This is a genomic window from Paenibacillus sp. JT22N7, from assembly GCF_059383875.1.
In genome coordinates this window covers 445,120-470,554 of record NZ_JBXENY010000006.1, presented here as the reverse complement: position 1 = coordinate 470,554, position 25,435 = coordinate 445,120, and the positions used below count along the sequence as shown (strand labels likewise).

Sequence of the window (25,435 nt, the reverse complement as noted above, 5' to 3'; positions counted from 1 at the left end):
TTCTATTGTTACAATTATGTTATGTAATTTAACGTTGAATCTGGAGGTGCTGGGGCATGCTGAAGCAGGGTTTGGATATAAGCGACATGATTGAGCTTAAGAAGCCATTGTTCACGGCGTTAAGCGATCAAATTTGGGCACTTGCCGAAACACGTTTTGAAGAGCACCAATCGGCTGAGCTGCTGTGCAAGGCGCTTGAGGAGGAAGGCTTTCGAGTCGAGCGGAGTGTCGGCGGCATAGAAACGGCCTTCATTGGCAGTTACAGCTATGGCGAAGGAGCGCCTGTACTTGCGATATTGGGCGAGTTTGACGCACTCGCAGGGCTGAGCCAGCACAAGGGGCTGTCGGAAGAGCAGCCGGTTGAGCCGGGGGGCAATGGGCATGGATGCGGCCATAATCTGCTCGGCACGGGCTCGCTGGCTGCGGCTGTTGCGCTGCGCCATTATATGGAGCAGAACGGGATTGCCGGAACGGTACGCTATTATGGCTGTCCAGGCGAGGAGGGCGGCTCGGGCAAAGCGTTTATGGCGCGAGAGGGCTTATTCGATGATGCGGATATGGCGATTTGCTGGCATCCGGGCGGCTTGAACGGCATTATGCCGGGGAACTCCCTCGCCAACTACCAAATTTATTATAAATTTAAGGGCCGCTCCTCCCATGCAGCAGGCAGTCCGCATTTAGGCAGAAGCGCGCTCGATGCGGTCGAGCTGATGAATGTGGGCGTGAACTATTTGCGCGAGCATATCATCCCGGAAGCCAGAGTGCATTATGCGGTGACGAACGCGGGCGGCATTTCGCCGAATGTTGTGCAAGGGGCGGCGGAGGTGCTGTACCTCATCCGGGCGCCGGAAACGCCGCAGGTAGAGGAAATCTATCAGCGTGTATGCAATATTGCAAGAGGGGCCGCGCTGATGACAGGCACCGAGGTCGAAATCGTGTTCGACAAGGCCTGCTCTAATTTGGTGCCGAACTATACGCTTGGCCGTGCTATGCATAAGCAGTTCGAACAACTGGGGATGCCTGTATTTTCCGAAGAGGAGCAGCGCTACGCCCGTGCGATTCGCGCTACGCTGTCGGAGGCGGACAAAGCGAGCGTTTCTATTAAGGAGGTTGCAGGAAAGGATTTATGCGACATTTTGCTGCCCTTTGATGAGCGGGAGGGCGGGAGCCGAATGTCGGGCTCGACGGATGTAGGCGATGTCAGCTGGATTGTGCCAACGGTGCAATGCTTCACCTCCTGCGTCGCCATTGGCACGCCCTTCCATACGTGGCAGGTCGTCGCACAGGGCGCCTCGTCCATCGGTCATAAAGGCATGCTGCACGCCGCCAAGGTGATGGCGATGACCGGACTCGAAGCGCTGCAATCGCCTGGGCTTATTGCGGAGGCGAAGGCGGAGCTGAAGGAGCGGCTGCAGGGTGGAGCTTATGAATGCCCAATACCTGCATATGTAAAACCATCGGCGAAAAAGTAACAACGATAGGGGCGCGTGACAACGTAACAGGAGTAATAAAGCAATGGCAGCGAAAAGCAAAGCAAAGGGCAATCAAAAAGGCTGCGAAGCTCGTTAGGATAGGGCGCGTGCAGCCTTTTTGCAATTAAGCTTTTATCATCAGGAGCATGAGGCGCTGCGGGCAAAGCCGCATTTGATGCGGCGCTTGCCTTGCTGCCCCTGTGCGCTCACGGCATAGGCTGCCGCCAAAGGAGAGAGGGATATGCCCGCTTCGCGTAAGGAAGCAACAGGAGAATTTTCGGAAGGCTCGTTTTGGCCGATTATGACAGCGATATTTTTCGGAGCGTTTTTATCCGTATTGGCTATATCCTCGATTAATGTGGCGATCCCTGTGCTTATGAACCATTTTCAGGCGGAGCTAAGCACCGTGAAATGGACATTGACGGGATTTATGCTGGCTAATGGCATTATTGCTCCGGTGACGGGCTATTTAGTCGATAAGCTAAGTGCGAAATATTTATACATTTTGGCGCTTGTCGGCTTCACGGTATCGTGCGCACTGTGCGCAGTGGCGTGGAGCATGGAGGCGCTGATCGTCTTCCGGCTGCTGCAAGGGCTGTTCAGCGGTTTGATTTTGCCTGTGACGATGACGATTATTTATCAGGTTATACCGCGGGAGCGCCAAGCCTTCGCCAGCAGCATGTGGAGCCTTTCCACCGTACTTGCGCCTGCGCTTGGGCCGACGTTGTCAGGGTGGCTCATTCAGTCGCTGTCCTGGCAGTGGGTGTTTTGGATGAATCTGCCCTTCGGCATTGCTGCGGTGGTTGCGGCTTGGAAGCTGCTTCCGCATTATCGCTTAAGCGAGCCGAAGCGGTTCGACAGCTCGGGCTTTGCGCTGGTCATTACATGCAGCTCCTTCCTGCTCATTGCGTTCAGTGAAATCGATCAATGGGGCTGGGGCTCTTGGAAAACAGTCGGGCTGCTGGTTGCCGGAATGCTGCTGCTGCTTGCCTTCATATGGCGGGAGAGAAATGCTGCGGAGCCGCTGCTTGATTTGTCCGTATTCAGCAACAGGCGGTTTGCGATGTGTCTCGTCGTCAGCAGCGTGCTTGGCATGTCCCTATACAGTGGATCATATTTGACCCCTGTCTTCCTCCAAACGATTCAATCGGCTTCTGCGATGGAGGCGGGACTGGTGATGCTGCCAGCTTCCATTGCCATGGCGGTTTTTATTCCGATAGCTGGAAAGCTGTATGGGCGTGTTGGCCCGGCGAGGCTAGTATTGACAGGCCTTTTGCTAATGGGGATTGGAACGCTTGCGATGTCGCGGTTAACGGTGGATACACCGCATAGCTACGTGATAGGCTGGATGATTGTTCGCAACATTGGCGTGGCGCTTGGCATTGTGCCTGTGTCTAATGCGGGGATGGAGCAAATTGCCCGCCAGATGACGGCTCATGCTTCATCGGCTAGCAATTGGGTGCGTCAGGCGAGTGCATCGCTGGCAATAGGCTTGTTTACGTCGCTGCTGTCGACGCGGCACATGGTGCATGTGGCGGAAAAGGGCCCACAAACACCAGATACGGGTACAGAACTGCAGGCCTACACGATGGCGATTAATGACGTCACGCTTCTGGCTGCTCTTATTGTATTTGCGGTTTTGCCGTTTTTATGGGTGCTGCGTCAGCGGAAGGAACCCGTTATTTTGCCTCCAGATCAAGCCTTCGTTTCTAAATAACACACTCTTAGGCGAATAGGCTCTCATATGAACATCCGAACAAAAAGCTTCCATGACTAGTTTTAGTCGTGGGAGCTTTTTTAAATAGCATTGGTCTCATGGAAAAGGCTGTAAAGGGATCTTCATTAGCTGTCTTGGGTGAAAAAGTATCTATTTTAGCTGAAAAAATGAAATAAAGATACCTATTGCCGTCAAGCCTCCAGCTTTATGCCAAGATATGAATCCAAATCATAAATCCAATGCCTACTAAAACGGCTCAAAATCCTGTTTAATTGACGTAAGGAAAGTTCACACGCAATTCGCGCTAGTGAATAACAGAGACAGGAAAAGGAGCTGACTGCTTTGAGCCCAACGAATAAGACGCATCATGCAGAACGTTTATCCGCAATTATTGACCAGAAACGAGAGGCATTCATTCGCCTGAGCGATGAAATTTGGGCATATGCAGAAACGCGTTATACGGAGCAGAAGTCGGCGGAGCTTGTCGCTGCCACCCTTGAGCAGGCAGGCTTCGACGTTGTGAGGGAAGCGGGCGATGTGCCTCATGCCATCGTTGGCAGCTTTGGCTCGGGTGCGCCGGTCATCGCCATCTTGGGCGAATATGATGCCTTATTTAATTTGAGTCAGCGCCCAGGCTTGACGGAGAAGCAGCCGATTGAGGCAGGCGGCAATGGACATGGGTGCGGACATAATTTGCTAGGTGCCGGGGCGCTAGCGGCGGCAGCAGCACTTCGGATTTACATGCTGGAAAATGGCTTGGCCGGCACGGTGAAATATTATGGCTGTCCAGCAGAGGAAGGCGGAGGCGGCAAAGCCTTTATGGCGAGGGCCGGGCTTTTCGACGGTGTAGATGCGGCATTGACTTGGCATCCTTCCACGCGCAATGGCGTGATGTCCTATGGCTTCCTCGCTACGTGCCAAGTGTATTACAAGTTCAAGGGACGCAGCTCCCATGCCGCTGCCAGCCCGCATCTGGGACGCAGCGCGCTAGATGCCGTGGAGCTGATGAACGTGGGCGCCAACTACTTGCGTGAGCATCTGGAGCAGGAAACGCGCCTGCATTATGCGGTTACGAATGCCGGCGGCATTTCGCCAAACGTTGTACAGGCGGAGGCCGAGGTGCTGTATAAGCTGAGAGCTCCGCTGAATGAGCAGGTGGCGCAAATGTATGAGCGTGTAACGAACATTGCCCGCGGCGCAGCACTGATGACCGAAACAGAGCTGGAAATCCGCTTTGACGCGGCTTCCTCGAATATGATTTTGAACACGGCGCTTGAAAAGGTGATGCAGCAAAATTTCGAACGGCTTGGCATTCCGCAGTTTGATGCGGAGGAAAAGGCGTTCGCCAGCCACATTCGCCAGACGCTGTCCCCGCAGGAGCTGCAAAGCGATAGGCAGCAGGGCGAGGATACGGAGCAGCCGCTGGCCGATAAGCTGGAGGCGTACAAGCCCAAAGCCGGCATCGTGCCCGGCTCGACGGATGTAGGCGATGTAAGCTGGCTTGTGCCGACAGCGCAGTGCGGAACCGCATGTCTTGCGCTTGGCACGCCGCTTCATACATGGCAGGTCGTCTCCCAAGGCGCCACGTCGATAGGACACAAAGGCATGCTGCATGCCGGCAAAGTTATGGCGGCGACGGCAGCGGAGCTTCTGCTAAATCCCGAGCTGCTTGCGTTGGCGAAGCAGGAGCATGAGGCAGAGCGCGAGGGCAAGCCTTACCAAAGCTTAATACCGCCTGAAGCGAAGCCGCTGCCCGTTGTTGCAAGGTAAGAATCAGGTTCAGCTTACACACATTTGCAGAGGGAGCGTGAGAAGCGCATGGAGCATTTGCTAACCGTCAATCGGCTGCAGACGGCCTTTCGTACCGATCAGGGGGAAGTGATTTCAATTGATGATGTCAGCTTTCGGCTTAAACCGGGAGAGACGCTGGGCATCGTTGGCGAGTCTGGCTGCGGCAAAAGCGTCACCTCCTTGTCGATTATGCGATTGCTCGGGGCGAAGGGGCGCATCAGACGCGGGGAAATTATTTTTGAGGATAAAAGCCTTGGGGAACTGACCGAAGCTCAGATGCGCGATATTCGCGGCAATGATATTTCAATGATTTTTCAGGAGCCGATGACGTCGCTTAATCCGGTATTTACGATCGGGCATCAAATGATTGAAGCGATTCGGCTGCATATGAGCTTGGATAAAAAGGCGGCTAGAGCCTATGCGATAGAAATGTTGAAAAGGGTAGGCATTCCCCGCCCCGAGGTTATGGTGGATGAATATCCGCATGCGCTCTCCGGGGGCATGAGACAGCGGGTCATGATTGCGATGGCGCTGTCCTGCGAGCCGCGCCTGCTCATTGCGGATGAGCCGACGACGGCGCTGGACGTGACGATACAGGCGCAAATTTTGGAGCTGATGAAGAAGCTGAAGCAGGAGTCGGGCACCGCGATTATGCTCATTACCCATGATCTTGGCGTCATTGCGGAAATGGCGGATAAAGTCATCGTGATGTATGCAGGCCAAGTTGTAGAGGAGACGGATGTGTATACATTGTTCGATGAGCCTAGGCATCCCTATACACAGGGGCTTATGCAGTCCATTCCGCATATTGATGCGGAGCTTGGCGAACGGCTTGCATCCATACCGGGCTCCGTCCCGTCCTTGCAAAATATGCCGGCAGGCTGCCGCTTCCGTGCCAGATGTCCCCATGCGATGGAAAAATGCGAAGCGGAGCTTCCACCATTAATTCCCTCCGGCAAAAATCACTTAACACGCTGTTGGCTCGCTGAGCAGCCGGCAAGCATGGCGAAGGAGGCTGCGTATGGTTAATCCGGAGCTGGCAGGCAGACAGCCGCTGCTGCAAATCGAGCAGTTGAAAACCTATTATCCGATTCGTAAAGGGGTCATCTCCCGTACGGTCGGGCATGTCAAAGCGGTCGATGGCGTCAATTTGGCAATCTATCCGGGCGAGACGGTGGGGCTGGTCGGGGAGTCCGGCTGCGGCAAATCTACGATTGGCCGCACGATTGTCAGGCTGGAGGAGCCGACGGAGGGGCGGATTTTGTTCCGGGGCGACGATATTGCCCATTATGGCAGCAAGGCGATGAAGCAGGTCCGCTCGGACATGCAGATGATTTTTCAAGATCCGTACTCCTCGCTCAATCCGCGCAAGCGCATTAGCGATATATTGGCGGAGCCGATGCTGGTGCATGGCATTTTGCCGAAGGAGCAGGTGGCGGGCGAGGTGGAGATGCTGCTTGAAATTGTAGGCTTGCCAAAAAGCTACAAAAACCGCTATCCTCACGAGTTTTCGGGGGGACAGCGCCAGCGGATCGGCATTGCACGGGCGCTCTCGCTTAAACCGAAGCTGATCGTCTGCGATGAGCCGGTATCGGCGCTTGATGTATCGATTCAAGCACAGGTGCTTAATTTGCTAAAGGACTTGCAGAAGGAGTTTCAGCTCACTTATTTGTTTATCGGTCACGGCCTGGGTGCCGTTCGGTATATTAGCGACCGCATTGCGGTCATGTATTTGGGCAAGGTCGTTGAAATTGCGACGACGGAGAGCATTTTTCGCCAGCCGAAGCATCCATACACGCGGGCGCTGCTCAGCGCCTACCCGGTCCCTAACCCGCATTTGCGGACGAAGGAGCGCATCGTTATTCAAGGCGATGTGCCAAGTCCGGCGAATCCGCCAAGCGGCTGCCGGTTTCATACACGCTGCCCGCTGGCGATGGCAATCTGCCGCGAGCAGGAGCCGGAGCTTAAGGGCGCCCAGCACAGCGTCGCATGCTTTGCGAGCGAAGCCTAACGTTGTGGCGGAATTGCAAGAAAGCTGGTATGCAAGAAAGCAAGAACACAAGAACGCAAGATTGCAAGATTGCAAGATTGCGGGAATGCCCGCAGGGAACATTTTTCACTAGAGTCTATCGTTTATGAGAAGAGGGGGAGAGCCGCATGCTGGCCTATATCATTAGGCGTCTGTTAATTGCTGTGCCGGTGCTGCTGGGCGTGACCATCATTAATTTCATTGTCATCAATCTGGCGCCCGGAAGTCCGGTCGAAATGATGATCGACCCCAATACGCCGCCAGCCGACATTGAAGCGAAGAAGGACGCGCTGGGGCTGAATGACCCTCTGTATTTGCAATACATCCACTGGTTGGTTGATGTGTTCAAAGGAAACTTCGGCTTCTCGCTGACGACCTATCAGCCTGTGGCGCAAATGATCGGCGAGCGCATTGGGCCGACCGTCACCCTTATGGGGCTGTCGCTCATCGTCGGCTTGGCGATTGCGGTTCCCCTCGGCATCATTAGCGCAACCCGGCAAAATTCCAAGCTGGATTATTTGGCGACTGGCGGTTCCTTTCTCGGCATATCCATTCCGAACTTTTTCCTCGCGCTGGGCTTAATCTACGTATTTTCACTGGAATTAAAGCTGCTGCCCTCAGGTGGCATGATTACGCTTGGCGGGGATGGCGGGTTCGTCGACCGGCTGAAGCATCTCATCCTTCCCGTACTCGTACTGGGGACAGGCATTGCGGGGAAAAAGATTCGTTATGTGCGGTCGAGCGTCATCGATATTTTAGGCCAGGATTATTTGCGGACCGCACGCGCCAAGGGCGTACGCGAGTTTATGGTCGTGAATAAGCATGCCTTGCGCAATGCGCTGATTCCCATTGTCACGGTCATCGGGCTTGAAGTGCCGATTCTGCTGGGCGGTGCTGTTGTAACCGAGCAAATATTCTCTTGGCCGGGGATCGGCCAGCTGACGATGGGCTCCATTATGAACAGGGATTATCCAACCTTAATGGCATTAAACTTATTGGCGGCTTTCATGGTGCTTGCGGCAAACCTGCTGACAGATATTATTTATTCCGTTGCAGATCCGCGTATTAAATATAAGTAAGAACGTAACGAAAACGATAGTCTCGCAACAAGGAGAGGGGGAAGCGCCATGGCTATGCTGCAGATGAGCACGAACAAGGCAGCGGGCTCTGGAGGTGGAGGCGGCCAGCTCGCAGAGACGGCTGTGAAAAGCAGCCATAAAGAAGAGAGCTATGCAGGGATGGTCGTTCGCAGATTTAAGAAGCACAAGCTTGCGGTAGCGGGGCTTGTCCTCATGACGCTGCTTTCGCTGGGAGCAATTATGGCTCCTTGGATCGTTCCGCATGATCCTTATCAGGTGACGGAGGCTTTCGAAGCCGAGCCTTCCGCCGAGCATTTGCTTGGCACCGACCAGGTAGGGCGCGATGTGTTGAGCCGGTTAATATACGCGGCGAGAGTGTCGCTTATGGTCGGCTTGGGCTCCGTCTTAATCAGCGTCACGATAGGGACGGTGCTGGGCCTCGTTTCGGGGTATTTTGGCGGCATTGTGGATATGGCGGTCATGCGGGTGACGGATATTTTTATGTCCTTTCCCCAGCTGATGCTTATTCTCGTTGTGGTCAGCGTAGTCGGTCCCAGCTTGACGAATGTCATTTTGATTCTTGGTTTCCTTGGCTGGACGGGCGTAGCGCGGCTTGTAAGGGGAAGCGTGCTGTCGATTAAGCAGATGGATTATGTCAAAGCGGGAGTCGCTTTGGGACTAGGTACGCCGCGTATTTTGTTCAAGCACATTTTGCCAAATGCTCTGGCTCCGATTCTCGTGAATGCAACCTTCGGTATTGCAGGTGCTATCGTATCCGAGGCTTCGCTTAGCTTCCTGGGGCTTGGCGTTCAGCCGCCAACAGCAAGCTGGGGCAATATGCTTACCGATGCCCAATCGCTTACGGTGCTGACCTCGCAGCCATGGCTGTGGCTGCCGCCGGGCATCATGATCGTCGTTAGCGTATTGTCGGTAAATTTTATCGGCGACGGGCTGCGCGATGCAATGGATCCAAAAAGCTTGAAATAACGACCATTTTAAGGGGGACAATCATCGATGAAGACAAAAAACAGTTGGAAAATGGTTTGTGCGCTTGTTGGAATTATATCTATGCTGACACTAAGCGCATGCTCAAGCAGCGGTCCAGCTACAGCCGGAGAAAGCGGCGGCAGCGAAGCGAAGCCAGCGGGGGAAAGTAAGGTCGTAAACATTGGGATTACGAATGCGCCGCTTATGTTTAATCCCATTGACCAGACGGATAATACGTCGATTATTGTGACGTCGATTTTGTTCCAGCCGCTCATGGAGCTGGATGAAAATTTGAAGTTCGTTCCGATGCTGGCCGACAGCATTGAAACCGAAGATAATCAGGTTTACACCGTAAAGCTGAATGAAAAGGCCAAATGGAGCGACGGTGAGTCCGTCACAGCGGATGATGTCGTATTTACGGTGAAGCTGATTGGCGATCCGAAGTCGATTGTATCGCTGTCCACTCGTTATGCACTGCTGGAAGGCTTCGATGAGCTAGGCAAGCTGCCGGAAGGGGCAAGCGATGTAGCGGGCGTGAAAAAAATCGACGACCACACCGTCGAATTCCGCACGAAGCAGCCAGTGGACCCTAACCTGTTCATGGAAAGCTTCGGCAAAAACCTTAAGCCGCTGCCGGAGCATGTATTGAAAGACGCGAGTCCAGAGACGCTGGCGCAAAATCCATTTTTCCAAAAGCCGACCGTCGTCAATGGACCATTCACCTTCGTTACTTACGCCAAGGATCAATATATTGAGCTGCAAGCCAACAAAGATTTTTTCAAAGGCGCGCCCAAGCTGGACAAGCTGAATTTTAAAATTATGCCTTCGAGCAATTTGGTTGCCCAGCTGCAAAGCGGCGAGATTGATATGAACTTCCCGGGTATCGGCACGATTTCGGTACAGGATTTTGAGAAAGTGAAAAACATGTCCAACGTTAATGCGGTGTCCGGCAAGCCGTTCAACTACCAAAATCTTTATTTCAATAATGAGACGATAACCGACGCTCGCGTGCGCCACGCTATCGCTTATGCGATTAATCGCGAGATGATGATCGACAATCTGCTTAAAGGCGAAGGCGAGAGCATGGATGTGCAATATACGCCGATTCACCCGTACTATAACAAAAACCTGACGCCTATTACGTATAATCCGGAAAAAGCGAAGGATCTGCTCAAGGAAGCAGGCTGGGATTCGAGCAAGACGCTGAGGCTGGTCGTGCCTTCGGGCAATAAGACGAGGGAGCAGGCTGCCGACATTATTGTCGAAAATTTGAAGGCGGTAGGCATCAACGCCCAAGTGCAAAAGTTTGATCTTGCCACGTCGGTGCAGAAGCTGATCAAAGGCGAATACGATTTGGATATTTTGGGCCTCATCTTTATTCTTGATCCCGATTTGACGACCGTATTTGGTACGGGAAGCAAAACAAACTATGCCCGCTATTCCAGTATAGAAATGGACAAGCTGCTGCTGGAAGGCACGAAGGAGACGGATTCGGACAAACGCCGCGTCATCTATGACAAGGTGCAGGAGCTAATCATGGAGGATCTGCCGCAAATTGCTTTGTTCGCCGACTACCGCCTGCTGGCAACGAACAAACGCGTGCTGGTCGGTGGGCCGAAGGATTTGGGCGCGTTCATCAATGTGTATGAGTGGGATGTGGAGTCGAAATAAGCGGCTTGAAAAGTAGCAAGCAGATTTAGTAATTCTTTAGCCAAATAAAAGCCAACCAACTAGCGAGCGCTGTTTGGTTGGCTTTTGTTATTTTCTATAAATTTCGGTTTTCGGAAAATTTTCCATTAATATATTTTCAGAAGGACGGACACGATTCCCGAAGCGCAAGCAGCAGCAAGAGAGAGGTAGGCCCAACTATTTTTTCTGAAATAGGTGAGGAAAATTGCGAGCAGGGACAAGGCGGTGGACAGCAGCGAGGATGCCAATGCGCCGCCCCTAAACGTAACATTCTGGTAAGGGATAAATGACTGCACGAGCATAAGCAGCAAGCTGAAGGCGATAACGGCGATTTGATAAGGGGCAAGCATCTGGTAGCTGCCCTTTTTGTCTGTAAGTTTAACTGTCACATAAACAATAGCTGCGATAAACAAAAGCAATGGCAAGTATAGCTGGAGCATAGAAGTTCCCTCCTTTTCACCTTAAATTCCTTTTTATACCATACCTGATGGTTTACGAGAATCGCAACTACTCTTTTTTCTGGATAAGAAAACGATTACATTTATTCAAAAATAGTGATTTAGATAGAAATGAAGCAGATAGGGGTAATGTAGGGAGTTGGCGGAAATGCAGAAGATCATCGCCTTATTTTATGAGAAATACCCCCTTTTTAGTTGCGAGCATGATAGACATCCTCCCATACATCTTGGTAAATGGCGGGGCTTCAACCATGAAGGATTTTGTAGTATGATGTATGATAGTTAAAATGAGTCCGTTATAGGGCACGCTACAGGAGGATTTCAGTATGTCGGAACAAGCTGCAACGAATTTATCGGCAAGCCGCCAGCAAGCGAACAATTTGCTGCGTAGGGATGTTCGGTTTCTAGGCAACATACTCGGCGAAGTGCTCGTCCACCAGGGCGGCAAGGAATTGCTTGAAATTGTGGAGCAAATCCGCGAAACAAGCAAATCGTTGCGAGCGGAATATATTCCGGAGCTATTCGCGCAATTCAAGACGACCGTGTCGTCATTGAGCCCGGAAATTAGGCACCAGGTCATTCGTGCCTTCGCGATTTATTTTCAACTGGTTAACATTGCTGAACAAAATCACCGTATTCGCCGCAAGCGCGATTATGAGCGTTCTACTGGGGAAGGCGTTCAACGCGGCTCCATTGAGAGCGCTGTAGCGGATCTGAAGGAACGTCAAATCGCAGTGGAAGATGTACAGCAAATGCTGAGCGGTATTTCGCTGGAGCTTGTCATGACCGCACATCCTACGGAAGCGACACGCAGAGCGGTACTGGATATCCACAAGCGGATTGCCGAAGATGTGATGGAGCTTGATAATCCGACGCTGACTTACCGTGAGCGCGAGAAGCTTCGCGAGAAGCTATTGAATGAAGTGCTTATTTTGTGGCAAAGCGATGAGCTTCGCGACCGTAAGCCTACGGTTATCGACGAAGTTCGCAACGGCTTGTATTATTTTGATGAAACGTTATTCGAGGTGCTGCCTGCTGTTTACGAGGAGCTAGAGCGCTGCCTTGAAAAATATTATCCAGGTGAAAAATGGCATGCGCCAGACTTTCTCCGTTTTGGCTCGTGGATCGGCGGCGACCGTGACGGCAACCCTTCCGTAACCGCGAAGGTGACGTGGGAAGCGCTGACGATGCACCGCCTGCTGGCGATTCGCAAGTATGAAGAAACGCTGAATGAGCTGATGGGCCAACTGAGCTTCAGCACGAACATTGTGGAAGTTTCGGATGAATTGATTGAATCGATTCGCCGCGACCGCGAGCAGGTTGAGCTGAAATGCGTAGAGCTGTGGCGCAATACGAAGGAGCCTTACCGCATCAAGCTTGGCTTTATGCTGGAGAAGCTCGCCAATACGCGCAATGAGGCGCTTAAAGGCTCCGCTATGCGCTATAACAACCCGGAAGAGCTGCTGGAGGATTTGAAAATTATTGACCGCAGCCTGCGCAATCACTTCGCGGATTATGTCGCAGATACGCATATCGGCAAGCTGGTACGCCAGGTTGAGCTGTTCGGCTTCCACCTGATGACGCTCGATATTCGCCAGCACAGCAAAGAGCATGAAAATGCGATGACGGAAATTTTGGCGAAAATGAACATTACGCCGAATTATGCGGCTTTGAATGAGGATGAAAAGGTTGAGCTGCTGCATCGCCTGCTGAATGACCCGCGTCCGTTGACGTCGAGCCATTTGGACTATACAGATGCAACGCGTGAATGCCTCGATGTCTACCATACGGCTTACCGTGCGAAGCAAGAGTTTGGCCCGAACTGCATTTCGAGCTACCTGATCAGTATGACGCAGGGCGCCAGCGACATGCTGGAAGTCATGGTCTTCTCGAAGGAAGTCGGCTTGTTCCGCCAAGATCGCGACGGTACCGTTCACTGCTCCGTTCAATCGGTGCCGCTGTTCGAGACGATCGACGACCTTCATGCGGCTCCAGCTATTATGAAGCAGCTGTTCGAGCTGCCGATTTACCGTCAAGCCATTGCGGCTCGCGGCGATCTGCATGAAATCATGCTGGGCTACTCCGACAGCAATAAAGATGGCGGAGCGGTTACAGCTAACTGGGAGCTGCGTGTAGCGCTTAAGGAAATTACAGCAGCGGCGAACGAATACGACGTTAAGCTGAAGTTTTTCCACGGACGCGGCGGCGCGCTCGGTCGCGGCGGCATGCCGCTGAACCGCAGCATTTTGGCACAGCCTCCGCATACAGTAGGCGGCGGCATCAAAATTACCGAGCAAGGCGAAGTGCTTTCCTCGCGTTATTCGATGCAGGGTATCGCATACCGCAGCTTGGAGCAGGCCACTTGGGCGCTGATTACAGCTGCGCGCTTGGCCAAATATCCGGAGCAAGGCCAGACAGCCGAGCCGGAGTGGGAAGAGATTGCCCGTTCGATTTCCGAGACGGCGCTGGAGAAATATCAGGATTTGATTTTCCGCGATCCGGATTTCCTCACATACTTCAAGGAGTCGACACCGCTGCCTGAGGTTGGCGAGCTGAACATTGGCTCCCGTCCGTCCAAACGGAAAAACAGCGACCGCTTTGAAGATTTGCGTGCCATTCCATGGGTATTCGCATGGACGCAAAGCCGTTATTTGCTGCCAGCCTGGTATGCAGCCGGCACAGCGCTCCAACAATATGTGGATGGAAGCGAAGAGCGTCTGCAAACGTTGAAAACGATGTATGAGCAATTCCCATTTTTCCGCTCTTTGATCGACAATTTGCAGATGGCACTGGCGAAAGCCGATCTTATTATTGCGAAGGAATACGCGGGCATGATTTCCGACGAGGCGATCCGCAACCGTATTTTCCAGCAAATCGAGTCGGAATACGCGCTGACGTCGCAAATGATTTTAAGCATTACGGGCCAAACGGAAATTTTGGATAACGTACCGGTTATTCAAGAGTCGATTCGCCTCCGTAATCCATACGTCGATCCGCTCAGCTATATGCAGGTACAGCTTCTGACTGAGCTCCGCGGACTGCGGGCGAAGGACGAGGATGATCCAGAGCTGCTTCGTGAAGTATTGCTTACGATTAACGGAATTGCCGCCGGCCTGAGAAACACGGGCTAATAAGGCGCTTGAACAAATAAATAAACGCCAGAAAACGCTGGCGTAAACAGGAAAGCCAAGCAGGGCAGCCATTGCCCAGCTTGGCTTTTTTTTGCGTTGAAAAGGTGGGTTGAGCGGCAGCGAGGGGACTTGTTATGCGCTTGTACAGCTTTTTAGTACGCAAATAGGGCTGCCCCGAAAGGTTTTATGTTGCTTTAAATATCGCTTAAGTTTGGTTTAAGGTGCATCCTGCATGATGTATACATAGAAGGCAAACGAAATGACCGAATACACACTGACTAATTCTTATTATCTCGATACTTAGCTTACGTGATGAAATATACTCGGTAAAACTTGAAGGAGGCAATCAAGATGAGCGAGGACAACCAATATAGAGGAACAAATAACAGCTTGAATGGACAGGGAGATGAGCGTATGGCGGATCAAGTAAATGGTGGCGAACAAGCGAAAGAACAGGCGGAGATGAACGCCGCAGGGGCAAGCGATAGCAAAATCGAGCAATCGAGTACAGTTGGCAAGCCGGAGGGCAAGCCAAAGGGCGAGCAAGTTTTCAAAACCGTTTATGGTTATGAAGATGCGGCTGAACCGGGGCATGAGGCTTCGGCGTCAGCGGATCCGGATAGCAGCCAGACAACGCCGGAGCAAGCAGATCCATCCGCAGCGCAGCAGGAAACAGCTGCAGGGCAAGAGGCATCAAAACAGTCGGCCCCGATTGTTGCTACCTACATCTACGAGTCGGAGCGTTCTCCCTCGAACTTGCGCCATTCGTATGAGAAGCAGCTTAGTGAGCTGCGGACGATGACGGATAGAGGACAGAGCGGCGCAGACAGAGGCGACGATGGGGCTTCACAGAAGCCAGCGAAGCGTACGCCGTTGAAGTCCATTTTCGCAGCATTTTTAGCAGGGGCTGTCGTCATTGGCGGCTTTATGTATACGGCGGATCGCAGCAATTTGTTCACTGGCGGCGTGGCTACGGTGAATACGACCAATGGCAGTGTAGTTAGCAATGGCAGTGAGAACAGCGCGGGCGTGACAACAGCGGCGAATTCGGTGGACAGCCAAATTTCCAACATTTATGCCGCAGCTTCCCCGGCGGTCGTCAAAATTGAAAATTACGGTCAGGCGACACGCGCAAGCGGACGCGGTTCGGACTACTGGCAGTTTTTCGGGCAGCTGGCGCCACAGAGCGGCCAGCAGCAGCCGAGTGCAGGCTCTAATGACCAGAGTGGAACAGACGATTCCAATTTGCAGCTTACAGGCTCGGGAACGGGATTTATATTTCAGTCCGATGGCTACATTTTAACGAATGAGCATGTCATTAGCGGGGCTTCTCAAGTGAAGGTAACCGTAGAAGGTTATGATGAGCCGTTTGTGGCTAAGGTGGTGGGCTCCAGCGCCGATCTGGATTTGGCGGTTCTGAAAATTACCGGTACGACGGCGTTCCCGACGCTGTCGCTTGGCGACTCGGACAGCACAGCAATCGGCGACTGGGTTATTGCAATCGGCAATCCGTATGGCTTTGACCACACGATGACAGTGGGCGTGCTAAGCGCGAAAGAACGTCCGATTTCCGTCCAAGACGAAGCTGGCGGCACGAAGGATTACAAGCATTTGCTGCAAACGGATGCCTCCATTAACCCGGGCAACTCGGGCGGTCCGCTGCTCAATACGAGCGGTCAGGTCATTGGCATTAATACGGCGGTAAGCGCCGAGGCGCAGGGCATTGGTTTTGCCATTCCATCAAGCGAAATTCAAAGCGTGCTTCAAAAACTGATGACCAATTCCTTATAATATCTTTCATAAAAAAGGCTGGGAAAGAAGTGCGGTACGCAGCGCATCCGTAAAAGGCCCGGCAAGAGCAGCATCAAGCGATAAGCTTGAGAGCTGCTTTTTTGCCATAAAGAGTGGAAAACGTATATAATAGTTCAAATAAGGTAGCAGTAGCCGTTTCATCTTACGCAATTATCTTGCTTTTTAAGTCCATGTGGATTACGATTTTCTATAGAGTTTAAGGGCAGAGGACGCGGCAGGAGTTATATTTGTTTTAGTAGGCATTGCTGATTCATAATAGCACTCGCGGCAACAATCCGTTCAAACGGAAAGTTTGGAGGAGTAGAAGTGAATGTATTGGAAGCCCGCCTTGCAAAATTATCGTTAAAAGGCGACCAGCGGGCATTTGCTGAGCTCGTAGGGCTCTATCAGGACAAGCTTTTTCACATGGCGTACCGCATGCTGAGCAACCGTCAAGAGGCGGAAGATGTCGTGCAGGAAGCGTTCATGCGAGTGTATAGAAATTTAGAGCGTTACGATGAAACCTTGAAATTTTCCACCTGGATTTATCGGATCGCGACGAATCTTTGCATCGACAAGCTGCGCAAGCGCAAGCCTGTATATTCGCTAGATGCGGAATCGACGGATCATGAAGGTTTGGATGGTTATTCGATGATTCCAAGCGACAATCGAACGCCGGAGTCGGAGACGCTGCTGTCTGAGACACAGCGGATTATTCATCAGGCGATTGCCTCGCTTCCGCCGAAATACAAGACGGTAATGATGCTGCGCTATATTGAGGATTTGTCTCTTCAAGAAATTAGCGAGGTCATGGATATCCCTGTCACGACGATTAAGACGAGGGTACACCGGGGACGGGAGTTTCTGCGCAAGAAGCTGGAATACAAGCTGTAAAATTGGCCGAAAGCTTGTCGCGAAATTTTGAAACACTTTCGGATTTGATACGTATCCTATAGTTGTAGTAGGGCGTTAACGTAAGCAAAAGAAAGAAAGGACTGGCTGCTATGGAATGCAAAGTCGCCATCGGAATGATGCACGACTATTTTGACGGTGATCTGACCAGACAAGGTACGATGGATTTGAAGGGGCATATGAGTACTTGTCCCGCTTGCCTCGCTCGGTTCGAACAGCTGGAGAAGACGGAAGCGATGACTTTTTCCGCCTTAGAGCATGCCGCAGTGGTCCCGCATTACGATATACAGGCTTCCGAGAAGCTGACGCAGCTTATTTTGGACCAAATACCGAAACCGCAGGCGAAGACTCGTCCGCAGTATTTGCGTTTGCTCTACAAGTACCCAGGCGTAACGGTCGCAGCGATTTTTGTACTCGTTATGCTGGGCAGCTTTGTCTCCATGTGGGGACACGATACGAAGCTGGTGGTGTCGGGCGAGGATCTGCATCAGGTCGTTATTGACGGCAACACGGTTACAATTCCAGAAGGTGTGCATATTAAAGGAAATTTGATCGTTGAAAATGGCATGGCCGACGTTAGAGGCGAAATCGATGGCAATGTAACGGTCATTGACGGTTCCCTCAATTTGGCCTCGACCGGTTTTATTGCCGGGCAAAGCCGGACCATTGATCAGGCACTGGATTGGTTCTGGTATAAGGTAACGACAACTTTCAGCGGATTGGCTTCTTAGGTGAGCTGCCTTCCTGACGGGAAGGCAGCTTTTTTTTCGAAAATATAGGGAAGGATATGATTGTTCCATCCTTTCTCTATATTTCTCGGAATGAAACGCGCTGCACCGCCAAAGGACGGCGACAGCCGTTTCACCTTGAAATATAGGAAAGGATATGATGTGTCCATCCTTTCTCTATATTTCTCGGAATGAAACGTGCTGCACCGCCAAAGGATGGCGACAGCTGTTTCACCTTGAAATATAGGAAAGGATATGATGCTTCCATCCTTTCTCTATATTTCTCAGAATGAAACGCGCTGCACCGCCAAAGGACGGCGACAGCCGTTTCACCTTGAAATATAGGAAAGGATATGATGCTTCCATCCTTTCTCTATATTTCTCGGAATGAAACGTGCTGCACCGCCAAAGGAAGGCGACAGCTGTTTCACCTTGAATAAAGGAGTTTCCGCACCGAATATAGAAAATAATAAGTTGAAATTCAAAATACATGCGATACGTGCTCGGTTGTTTGGGGGTTCATACATGAGTTACTTTGCAGATTTGACTTGGCAGAACGGCATCAAGGACGTCATTGATATCGGGATCGTCAGCTATATTATTTACAAAATCATTTTGCTTGTACAAGGAACCAGAGCGGTTCAGCTCTTGAAGGGAATCCTTGTGCTTATTGCTGTATGGGCGATTAGCACATGGTTTAATTTATATACGCTCAAATGGGTAATGAACCAAATGTTCACCTTTGGCGTCGTGTCTGTCCTCATCATTTTTCAGCCGGAGCTGAGGCGGGTGCTGGAGCAGGTGGGACGAGGAAAGCTGTTCGTCAGCTCCTCCTTCATGGATAAGGATGTCGTCAATGAGCAGATTGATGAAGTGATGAAGGCTGTTCAGTTTATGGCGAAAAGAAAAATTGGCGCGCTAATTGTATTTGAACGGACAACCGGCGTCAATGAACTGATTGAATCAGGTGTACAGATGGAGTCGCGGATTACCTCCGAGCTGCTGAACAATATTTTCACGCCAAATACGCCGCTGCATGATGGAGCGGTCATTATTCGGGGTAATCAAATTATGGCGGCGGGCTGTTATTTGCCGCTGTCTGAAAATCCTTTTATAAGCAAGGAGCTTGGGACGCGCCATCGTGCGGCCATCGGCGTCAGCGAGGTTAGTGACGCGGTGTCGGTCGTCGTATCGGAAGAAACGGGACAAGTTTCCTTGGCGCTCAACGGCATGATCGTTCGTGATATTAAAGAAGAATCGCTAATCTCGAAGCTGTTCGAGGAGCTGACTCCGAAGACGAATGGACGCACGAAGGAACGTCAGTCGTTCGCGTTCTGGAAGCGGAAAGGAGGCCAGGATGGATAAATGGCTTAGTCATCCGACAGCGATCAAAATTATTTCTATCGTCATTGCGCTGCTGCTGTGGGCAGTCGTGCATTTCGATCCGGAATCGACTCCTGCTGCGGTGACCTCCAATACAGATAAAAAAATTATCGAGGCCGCGCAAATTATTCCAACCGGGCTGGATGAAGCTAAATATTCGCTCGTGCAGATGGAGCCGACCGTTGTCAGGATTATGGTAGAAGGCCGCCGCTCCAAGCTGCTCACTGCCAAAGACGAGGATTATATTATTACAGCTGATTTAACCGGACTTGGGGAAGGCGAGCATGTTGTGCCGTTAACGTATACGATGCCGAGCGGCGTCAACCTGCTGGAAATTTCACAGCGTACGATAAAGGTAGATATCGAAGAAATTCAGACGAAGTCCTTTGATTTGGGGCTGAAGACGTCTGGTACGCCTTCAAGCGGCTATATTGTTGGAACGCCATCACTGGTCGGCAAGGAAACAGCTCCGTCCGTTAAAGTGACGCTTCCGAAGGATGAAATGGAATATGTCGGTTCGGTAAGCGCGACCGTTAGTGTGGAAGGCGCGAAATCGACAGTTGAGGATAAAAAAGCGGGTGTTGTCGTTTATGATACGGAAGGCAAAGTGATGGAGCATGCCATTACCGATCCGAAGATCGTCGATGTGGAGGTTCCCGTCACTCCTCCAATCAAGATGGTTCCGCTCCAGATCAGCTATACGGGCAGCTTGCCGGAAGGTTTAAGCATCGCTTCGATTAAACCGGAAATCGACAAAGTTGCCGTTTATGCGGATCAAAAAACGCTTGATGCTCTCGAAGTATATAATGGGGTGACGATTGATCTCGGAGCTGTCGAGCAGTCGGGCACGGTGAAGGCGAAGGTCACGAAGCTGGATGGCATAGTGATGGTTGAGCCTGCTGAAATTAATGTTGAGGTGAATGTCGTTTCATGGGAAGCGCTGACCTTGACGAGAGCGATTCAATTAACAAATGTTGGCGAAGGGCTTTTTGCTGAAATCAGCAAGCCGCAGAGCGGCGAGGCGAGCCTCACCATTCATGGCGCACCAGATGTGCTATCGGCAATTAGCGACAAGGATTTGCAGCTGACAGCTGATTTGCAGGGACTGAAGGCTGGAACGCATACGATTAAGCTGTCGACAACGGTGCCGCGTTTCGTGAACTTGACGAACGAAGAAGCGGCATTAACCGCTACGGTAGTTATTGGCGAGAAGTCTGATCCGGTGACGGCAGATCCGGAAGAAAGCGGCGGTACGACCAAGCCGGAGTCGACTCCAACGCCTGAGCCATCGGCAACGCCGGATGAGGAAGAAAGTACGCCTAGTCCTGGCTCGGGAAACGATGGCGGCAATGATGGCAATGGTGCTACGAATGCGGGCGGCGAGCCTAGCAATGGCAGCTCCGCAAACGCAAATGGTTAGTTGATTAATGAGCAGCAGCATAGGATTGGCTGGTTTTTCAGTCAATATCGATATAATAAAAGGGGCTAGAACGACAATGGGGAAATATTTTGGTACAGATGGCGTGCGCGGTGTCGCGAATCAGGAATTGACGCCAGAGCTTGCTTATAAAATTGGCCGCTGCGGCGGATTTGTATTAACGGGAGAGGCAGATAAGCCGGTAGTTGTTATTGGACGGGATACGCGTATCTCCGGTCCAATGCTGGAATCAGCGCTTATCGCTGGCTTGCTGTCTATCGGCGCAAGCGTAGTGCGCCTAGGTGTCGTGTCGACGCCGGCAGTCGCTTATATTACACGCGAGCTGAAGGCGGATGCGGGCGTTATGATTTCCGCTTCGCATAATCCGGTTGAGGATAATGGCATTAAGTTTTTCGCTGGCGACGGCTTCAAGCTGTCGGATGAGACGGAAATTCGCATTGAGCAGCTGATTGATGCGGAGCAGGATGAATTGCCGCGCCCTGTAGGCGGCGATATTGGCACTGTAACCGATGACGATTCCGCGAAGAAGCGTTATCTGGACTTTTTGAAAACGACGATTAGAGGCGGGTTCAGCGGCCTTAAAATCGTGCTCGACTGCGCGAACGGCTCTGCTTATGAGCTGGCGCCAGCTGTATTCCGCGAGCTTGGTGCGGAAATTATTACGGTAGGAGCGGAGCCGGATGGCCGCAACATCAATGCGGGCGTCGGATCGACGCATCCGGAATATTTGCGTGAGCAGGTGCTGGCGCATAAAGCGGATTTGGGACTATCCTTTGACGGCGACGCCGATCGTCTGATTGCGATTGATGACCAGGGCGAAGAGGTCGATGGCGATTATATTTTGTGCATCATTGGCGACGCTATGAAACAGGCTGGAAAGCTGAAGCATGACACCGTCGTTACGACGGTTATGGCGAACATTGGTTTCTTCAAGGCGGCGGGGCAGCTTGGCCTGCAAACCGCGCAAACGGCTGTTGGCGACCGCTACGTGATGGAAGAAATGCGTCGCGGCGGCTTCAACTTGGGCGGCGAGCAGTCCGGCCATGTTATTTTTCTAGATTATATTACGACGGGTGACGGCATTCTGACCGCTTTGCAGCTGGTCGATACGATTAAAGCTTCCGGCCGCAAGCTCAGCGAGCTGAAAACCATTATGCGCAAGTTCCCGCAAGTGCTTGTTAACGTGCGCGTAGAAGACAAGAGCAAATACCTGGGCAACCAGGCGATTGAAGCAGCAGCGGAAGAAGTGTCTCGTGAGCTTGGCGACAACGGCCGCGTGCTCGTTCGTCCTTCCGGTACGGAATCGCTCATTCGCGTCATGGCAGAAGGGCCAGACAAGGCTCAGGTTGAAGCATACGTGGCAAAAATCGTTGATGTGGTGAAAAAAGAACTCGGTTAAAGATTAATGGGCTGAGTTTTCAGCGGCGATAATCGTTAACGATAGGAAACTTCAACCATAATCTTCAATGTCCGTAAGGGTTGGCGCCTATATACTTTAATGGCAGTAATATTATACGTGACTTATTTTTAATGGGAGCAATAGTAAACGATAGTAATGTTAAGCGGCATAAATGACAATAATCAGTGCCTTTAATGATTAAGGCCGCTTGCCTCCGGTGATTGAACCGAAGCATATGCGTTGAAGCTTGAGCGCATGCTAAGGTGATTTGCGGGAGGCAGGCGGCTAGGCACCGATAATTTGTTGAGACATAGAATGAATGAGGCAATGGAGACAATCGGTGGGTATAGCTGCTTATGAATGGGCACGAGCCCGATGCTGTTGCATATTTGCCTGATAATGAATACAATAGAGAGTAATGATTTCATTCCAGAAGGAAAGCGAGGATCGAGGTTACACTGCAATATAAGCGCCAGAGCTTGCGTGATGATTCGTTTTGATGCTCGACGTAACCGATATGGACTGCATGATGGATGTGCGGACAGTGGTTATGGGGAAGCACTCGGGGCGATCATACGGGAAGCTGACGAGGTGGAGGTGTTCGAAATGTTCGGCGGGGGCCTCCCGGTTATAGCATGCCAACCGAAAGCTGAGACGCAAAATGATTGGGCGACCATTCATACAAACGTTCAGCAGGCATCAACAGACGAAATAATTGAACTTTTATTCCCGTATGTCTATGGTGCCGCCTGTGGGGCTGGTATGGGCAGAGGGTTACACAACTTCTTTGGACAAAAGCAGAACTGAATTTGTGACAACCGAATAGCGCCTGTGCCGCATATAGGCAGGCATCCGTCATAAGGGCATTATACCTAAAACGGAGGTCTATTAAATTATGTGTGGAATTGTAGGATATATTGGTAAACGTGACTCGCAGGCGATTTTGATCGAAGGGCTGAAAAAGCTGGAATACCGCGGCTATGACTCGGCAGGTATTGCTGTATTCACAGACAACGGTCTTGAAGTTTCGAAAGCTAAAGGACGCCTTGCTAATCTTGAAGGCAAGCTGCAAGGTGAGCCATTGCATGGTTCCGTCGGCATTGGGCATACGCGCTGGGCAACACACGGCAAGCCATCCGATGTGAACTCTCATCCGCATACGGACAATTCCGCTAAATTTTCGGTAGTTCACAATGGTATCATTGAGAACTATCTGGATCTGAAAGATGAATTGACTGCGAAAGGCCATGTATTTGTATCGGAGACGGATACAGAAGTGATCTCGCATCTCGTAGCTGATGAGTATGACGGCAACATCATTGAAGCGGTGCAGCGTGCCGTTAAACGTATGCGCGGAGCATTCGCTCTGGGCGTTTTGACAGAGTTTGAACCGGAGAAGCTGGTTGCAGTTCGTTTTGCAAGCCCTCTCGTCATCGGCGTAGGCAAAGGCGAAAACTTCATCGGATCGGATATTCCGGCGATTTTGGAGCATACGCGTGACGTTTATATTTTGGACGACGGCGAAATGGCTATTTTGACACGTGATAGTGTCGAATTGATGACGACAGAAGGCGCAGCTATTTCCAAGGAAATATTCCATGTCGATTGGGATCTGGTAACCGCAGAAAAAGCCGGATTTGATCATTTTATGCTGAAAGAAATTTATGAGCAGCCGAAAGCATACCGCGACACGATGCTGGGCCGCGTTGCTGACGACGGCAAATCGGTACAGCTGTCTGAACTGGCGATGACGAAGGATTATATTAAATCGATTCGTAAAGTGCATATCGTAGCTTGCGGAACAGCATATCATGCTGGCCTTGTTGGTAAAACGGTTATTGAGTCCATTGCCCGCATTCCGGTTGAAACGGATGTCGCTTCGGAATATCGTTACCGCTCGCCGATCATTACGCCAGACACGCTCGTAATTGTAGTCAGCCAATCCGGTGAAACAGCGGATACGCTTGCTGCACTTCGTGAAGCGAAGCGCAATGGCGCTCGCGTATTGGCGATTACGAACGTAGTGGGCAGCTCGATTGCCCGCGAAGCGGATGATGTGCTGGTAACGTTGGCAGGACCGGAAATTGCGGTTGCTTCGACGAAAGCTTATACGTCGCAGCTCGTAGTATTCTACCTGCTCAGCTTGTATTTCGCGGATACGCTGGGAACGAAAAATACAGCGGAGGTAAGCGAAATTCTTGCTGCGATGCAAGAGCTTCCTGAGCAAGTGGAAAGCATTTTGGAGCAAGCGCCGGTATTGCGCGATATTGCTGAATCGATCTCCTCGCATCCGAGCCTATTCTTTATTGGCCGCGGCATTGACTATCCAGTAGCGCTGGAAGGCTCGCTGAAGCTGAAAGAAATTTCGTATATTCACTCGGAAGCTTACCCAGCTGGCGAGCTGAAGCATGGCACGCTGGCGCTGATCGAAGAAGGCGTTCCGGTTATCGCTTTGGTCACGCAGGAAGAGTTGTATGAGAAAACATTGAGCAATATTAAAGAAGTAAAAGCGCGCGGCGCGAATGTGCTCGGTATTGGTAATGTTGGCTATGAAGAGGAAGCGAACAAGTCGGTTGATACACTGTTCTCGATCCCTCGCACACTGCCGATCCTGACGCCAGCACTGTCCGTTGTACCACTGCAATTGATCTCCTACTATGCTTCGCTTGCGCTCGGGCATGATGTTGATAAACCGAGAAATTTGGCGAAGAGTGTTACGGTGGAGTAGGGGAGAGTAATAAATTCCCCCCTGTTGTCCAGTGATAAAAAAGTGTGGAACCAGTAAAAAAAGTCTGGAACCTATGTTAAAAGTGTGGAACCAGTGACAAAAGTGTGGAACCGCTAGAACAGTCCCGATGATGCTTTGTTTAGATCATCGGGATATTTTTATTTAGAAGGGATTGTAGCTAATGCTTGGGGAACGAGTTCGTATAATTAGAAAAAAAAATCAGATGAATCAAATGGAGTTTTCGAACCGAGTTGGTGTGTCTCAAGGAACTTTAAGTGAACTGGAGCAGAGCAAATACAATCCGTCACTGGAGACAATATTGGCAATTATAAAGGAGTTTAACGTAAACCCCACATGGCTTTTGTTCGGAGATATGGCAAGTGAGGATGAACTTAAGGAAGTGGTAGGGGAGCTTAATCATGTGGAGAACAGCCTAATCATCAGCTTCAGGAAGTTGTCTGCTCGAGACCAGAGGGAGATTGTAGACATTGTTGAATTAAAGAATGATCGAAGGATAGAAAAACTTTAAAATTTCTGATCCATTAAAGGAAATTGTTTAGTCGCATTCCACAACTCACCACTTAAAGTTAACACCTCATCATTTTATATTTATTGCTGAGTCGACGAATTTCAGGTATCCATTTTTGATTTTAGTTTGGCAGCTGCTCAATCATTGTTTGGGCTAATTAGCAAAATAATTGAC

At 51.1% G+C, this 25,435-nt stretch carries 18 protein-coding genes; 17 read left to right on the top strand and 1 reads right to left on the bottom strand.

Going from position 1 to position 25,435, the window contains the following annotated elements:
* Positions 1 to 56: 56 nt before the first annotated feature.
* From AC50Y5_RS18895 to AC50Y5_RS18860, 8 genes are all read left to right on the top strand, one after another.
* Positions 57 to 1,472: a M20 family metallopeptidase gene (locus tag AC50Y5_RS18895; protein ID WP_494862870.1), complete on the top strand. Its 1,416-nt coding sequence runs from the start codon at positions 57 to 59 to the stop codon at positions 1,470 to 1,472.
* A 241-nt stretch (positions 1,473 to 1,713) separates the two neighbouring features.
* Positions 1,714 to 3,189, top strand: a complete 1,476-nt coding sequence (locus tag AC50Y5_RS18890; protein WP_494862868.1) for an MDR family MFS transporter — start codon at positions 1,714 to 1,716, stop codon at positions 3,187 to 3,189.
* Between the two features lie 342 nt (positions 3,190 to 3,531).
* Positions 3,532 to 4,959 (top strand): amidohydrolase, encoded by a 1,428-nt coding sequence (locus AC50Y5_RS18885; protein WP_056033127.1) that lies wholly within the window; start codon positions 3,532 to 3,534, stop codon positions 4,957 to 4,959.
* A 48-nt stretch (positions 4,960 to 5,007) separates the two neighbouring features.
* Positions 5,008 to 6,009: an ABC transporter ATP-binding protein gene (locus tag AC50Y5_RS18880; RefSeq protein ID WP_056033131.1), complete on the top strand. Its 1,002-nt coding sequence runs from the start codon at positions 5,008 to 5,010 to the stop codon at positions 6,007 to 6,009.
* Positions 6,002 to 6,991, top strand: a complete 990-nt coding sequence (locus tag AC50Y5_RS18875) for an ABC transporter ATP-binding protein (RefSeq protein ID WP_494862866.1) — start codon at positions 6,002 to 6,004, stop codon at positions 6,989 to 6,991. The genes AC50Y5_RS18880 and AC50Y5_RS18875 overlap by 8 nt, the downstream gene beginning before the upstream one ends.
* 146 nt (positions 6,992 to 7,137) lie before the next feature.
* The gene (locus AC50Y5_RS18870) at positions 7,138 to 8,088 is read left to right on the top strand and encodes an ABC transporter permease (RefSeq protein WP_056033137.1); all 951 of its coding nucleotides are present in this window, start codon (positions 7,138 to 7,140) and stop codon (positions 8,086 to 8,088) included.
* Between the two features lie 54 nt (positions 8,089 to 8,142).
* Positions 8,143 to 9,075, top strand: coding sequence for an oligopeptide ABC transporter permease (gene opp4C / locus AC50Y5_RS18865; protein WP_494862908.1), 933 nt, complete (start codon positions 8,143 to 8,145; stop codon positions 9,073 to 9,075).
* A gap of 27 nt (positions 9,076 to 9,102) precedes the next feature.
* Positions 9,103 to 10,746 carry an ABC transporter substrate-binding protein gene (locus tag AC50Y5_RS18860; RefSeq protein WP_494862863.1) on the top strand — a complete coding sequence of 548 codons (1,644 nt, stop codon included), beginning with the start codon at positions 9,103 to 9,105 and terminating at the stop codon, positions 10,744 to 10,746.
* 125 nt (positions 10,747 to 10,871) lie between these two features.
* Here AC50Y5_RS18860 and AC50Y5_RS18855 read toward each other — a convergent pair whose 3' ends face one another.
* A complete protein-coding gene (locus AC50Y5_RS18855) occupies positions 10,872 to 11,204 on the bottom strand; it encodes a hypothetical protein (RefSeq protein WP_056033147.1) in 333 nt (110 codons plus the stop codon).
* Positions 11,205 to 11,548: 344 nt separating this feature from the next.
* On the opposite strand from AC50Y5_RS18855, the gene ppc reads away from it, so the two are divergent.
* From ppc to AC50Y5_RS18810, 9 genes are all read left to right on the top strand, one after another.
* On the top strand, positions 11,549 to 14,353 hold the full coding sequence (ppc, locus tag AC50Y5_RS18850; RefSeq protein ID WP_056033150.1) for a phosphoenolpyruvate carboxylase: 2,805 nt from the start codon (positions 11,549 to 11,551) through the stop codon (positions 14,351 to 14,353).
* A 351-nt stretch (positions 14,354 to 14,704) separates the two neighbouring features.
* Positions 14,705 to 16,144, top strand: coding sequence for a S1C family serine protease (locus AC50Y5_RS18845; protein WP_494862855.1), 1,440 nt, complete (start codon positions 14,705 to 14,707; stop codon positions 16,142 to 16,144).
* A gap of 327 nt (positions 16,145 to 16,471) precedes the next feature.
* The gene (gene sigW, locus AC50Y5_RS18840; protein ID WP_056033156.1) at positions 16,472 to 17,038 is read left to right on the top strand and encodes an RNA polymerase sigma factor SigW; all 567 of its coding nucleotides are present in this window, start codon (positions 16,472 to 16,474) and stop codon (positions 17,036 to 17,038) included.
* Positions 17,039 to 17,148: 110 nt separating this feature from the next.
* Positions 17,149 to 17,787, top strand: a complete 639-nt coding sequence (locus AC50Y5_RS18835; protein WP_056033159.1) for a zf-HC2 domain-containing protein — start codon at positions 17,149 to 17,151, stop codon at positions 17,785 to 17,787.
* 522 nt (positions 17,788 to 18,309) lie between these two features.
* Positions 18,310 to 19,149 carry a diadenylate cyclase CdaA gene (cdaA, locus tag AC50Y5_RS18830; protein ID WP_056033166.1) on the top strand — a complete coding sequence of 280 codons (840 nt, stop codon included), beginning with the start codon at positions 18,310 to 18,312 and terminating at the stop codon, positions 19,147 to 19,149.
* Positions 19,142 to 20,587 (top strand): CdaR family protein, encoded by a 1,446-nt coding sequence (locus AC50Y5_RS18825; protein ID WP_494862852.1) that lies wholly within the window; start codon positions 19,142 to 19,144, stop codon positions 20,585 to 20,587. Before cdaA ends, AC50Y5_RS18825 begins: the two co-directional genes overlap by 8 nt.
* Positions 20,588 to 20,663: 76 nt before the next feature.
* Complete coding sequence (gene glmM, locus AC50Y5_RS18820; protein ID WP_494862850.1) at positions 20,664 to 22,004, top strand: phosphoglucosamine mutase; 1,341 nt, start codon at positions 20,664 to 20,666, stop codon at positions 22,002 to 22,004.
* An 895-nt stretch (positions 22,005 to 22,899) separates the two neighbouring features.
* A complete protein-coding gene (gene glmS / locus AC50Y5_RS18815; RefSeq protein WP_056033178.1) occupies positions 22,900 to 24,732 on the top strand; it encodes a glutamine--fructose-6-phosphate transaminase (isomerizing) in 1,833 nt (610 codons plus the stop codon).
* Between the two features lie 181 nt (positions 24,733 to 24,913).
* Complete coding sequence (locus AC50Y5_RS18810; protein WP_494862848.1) at positions 24,914 to 25,261, top strand: helix-turn-helix domain-containing protein; 348 nt, start codon at positions 24,914 to 24,916, stop codon at positions 25,259 to 25,261.
* Positions 25,262 to 25,435 lie beyond the last annotated feature (174 nt).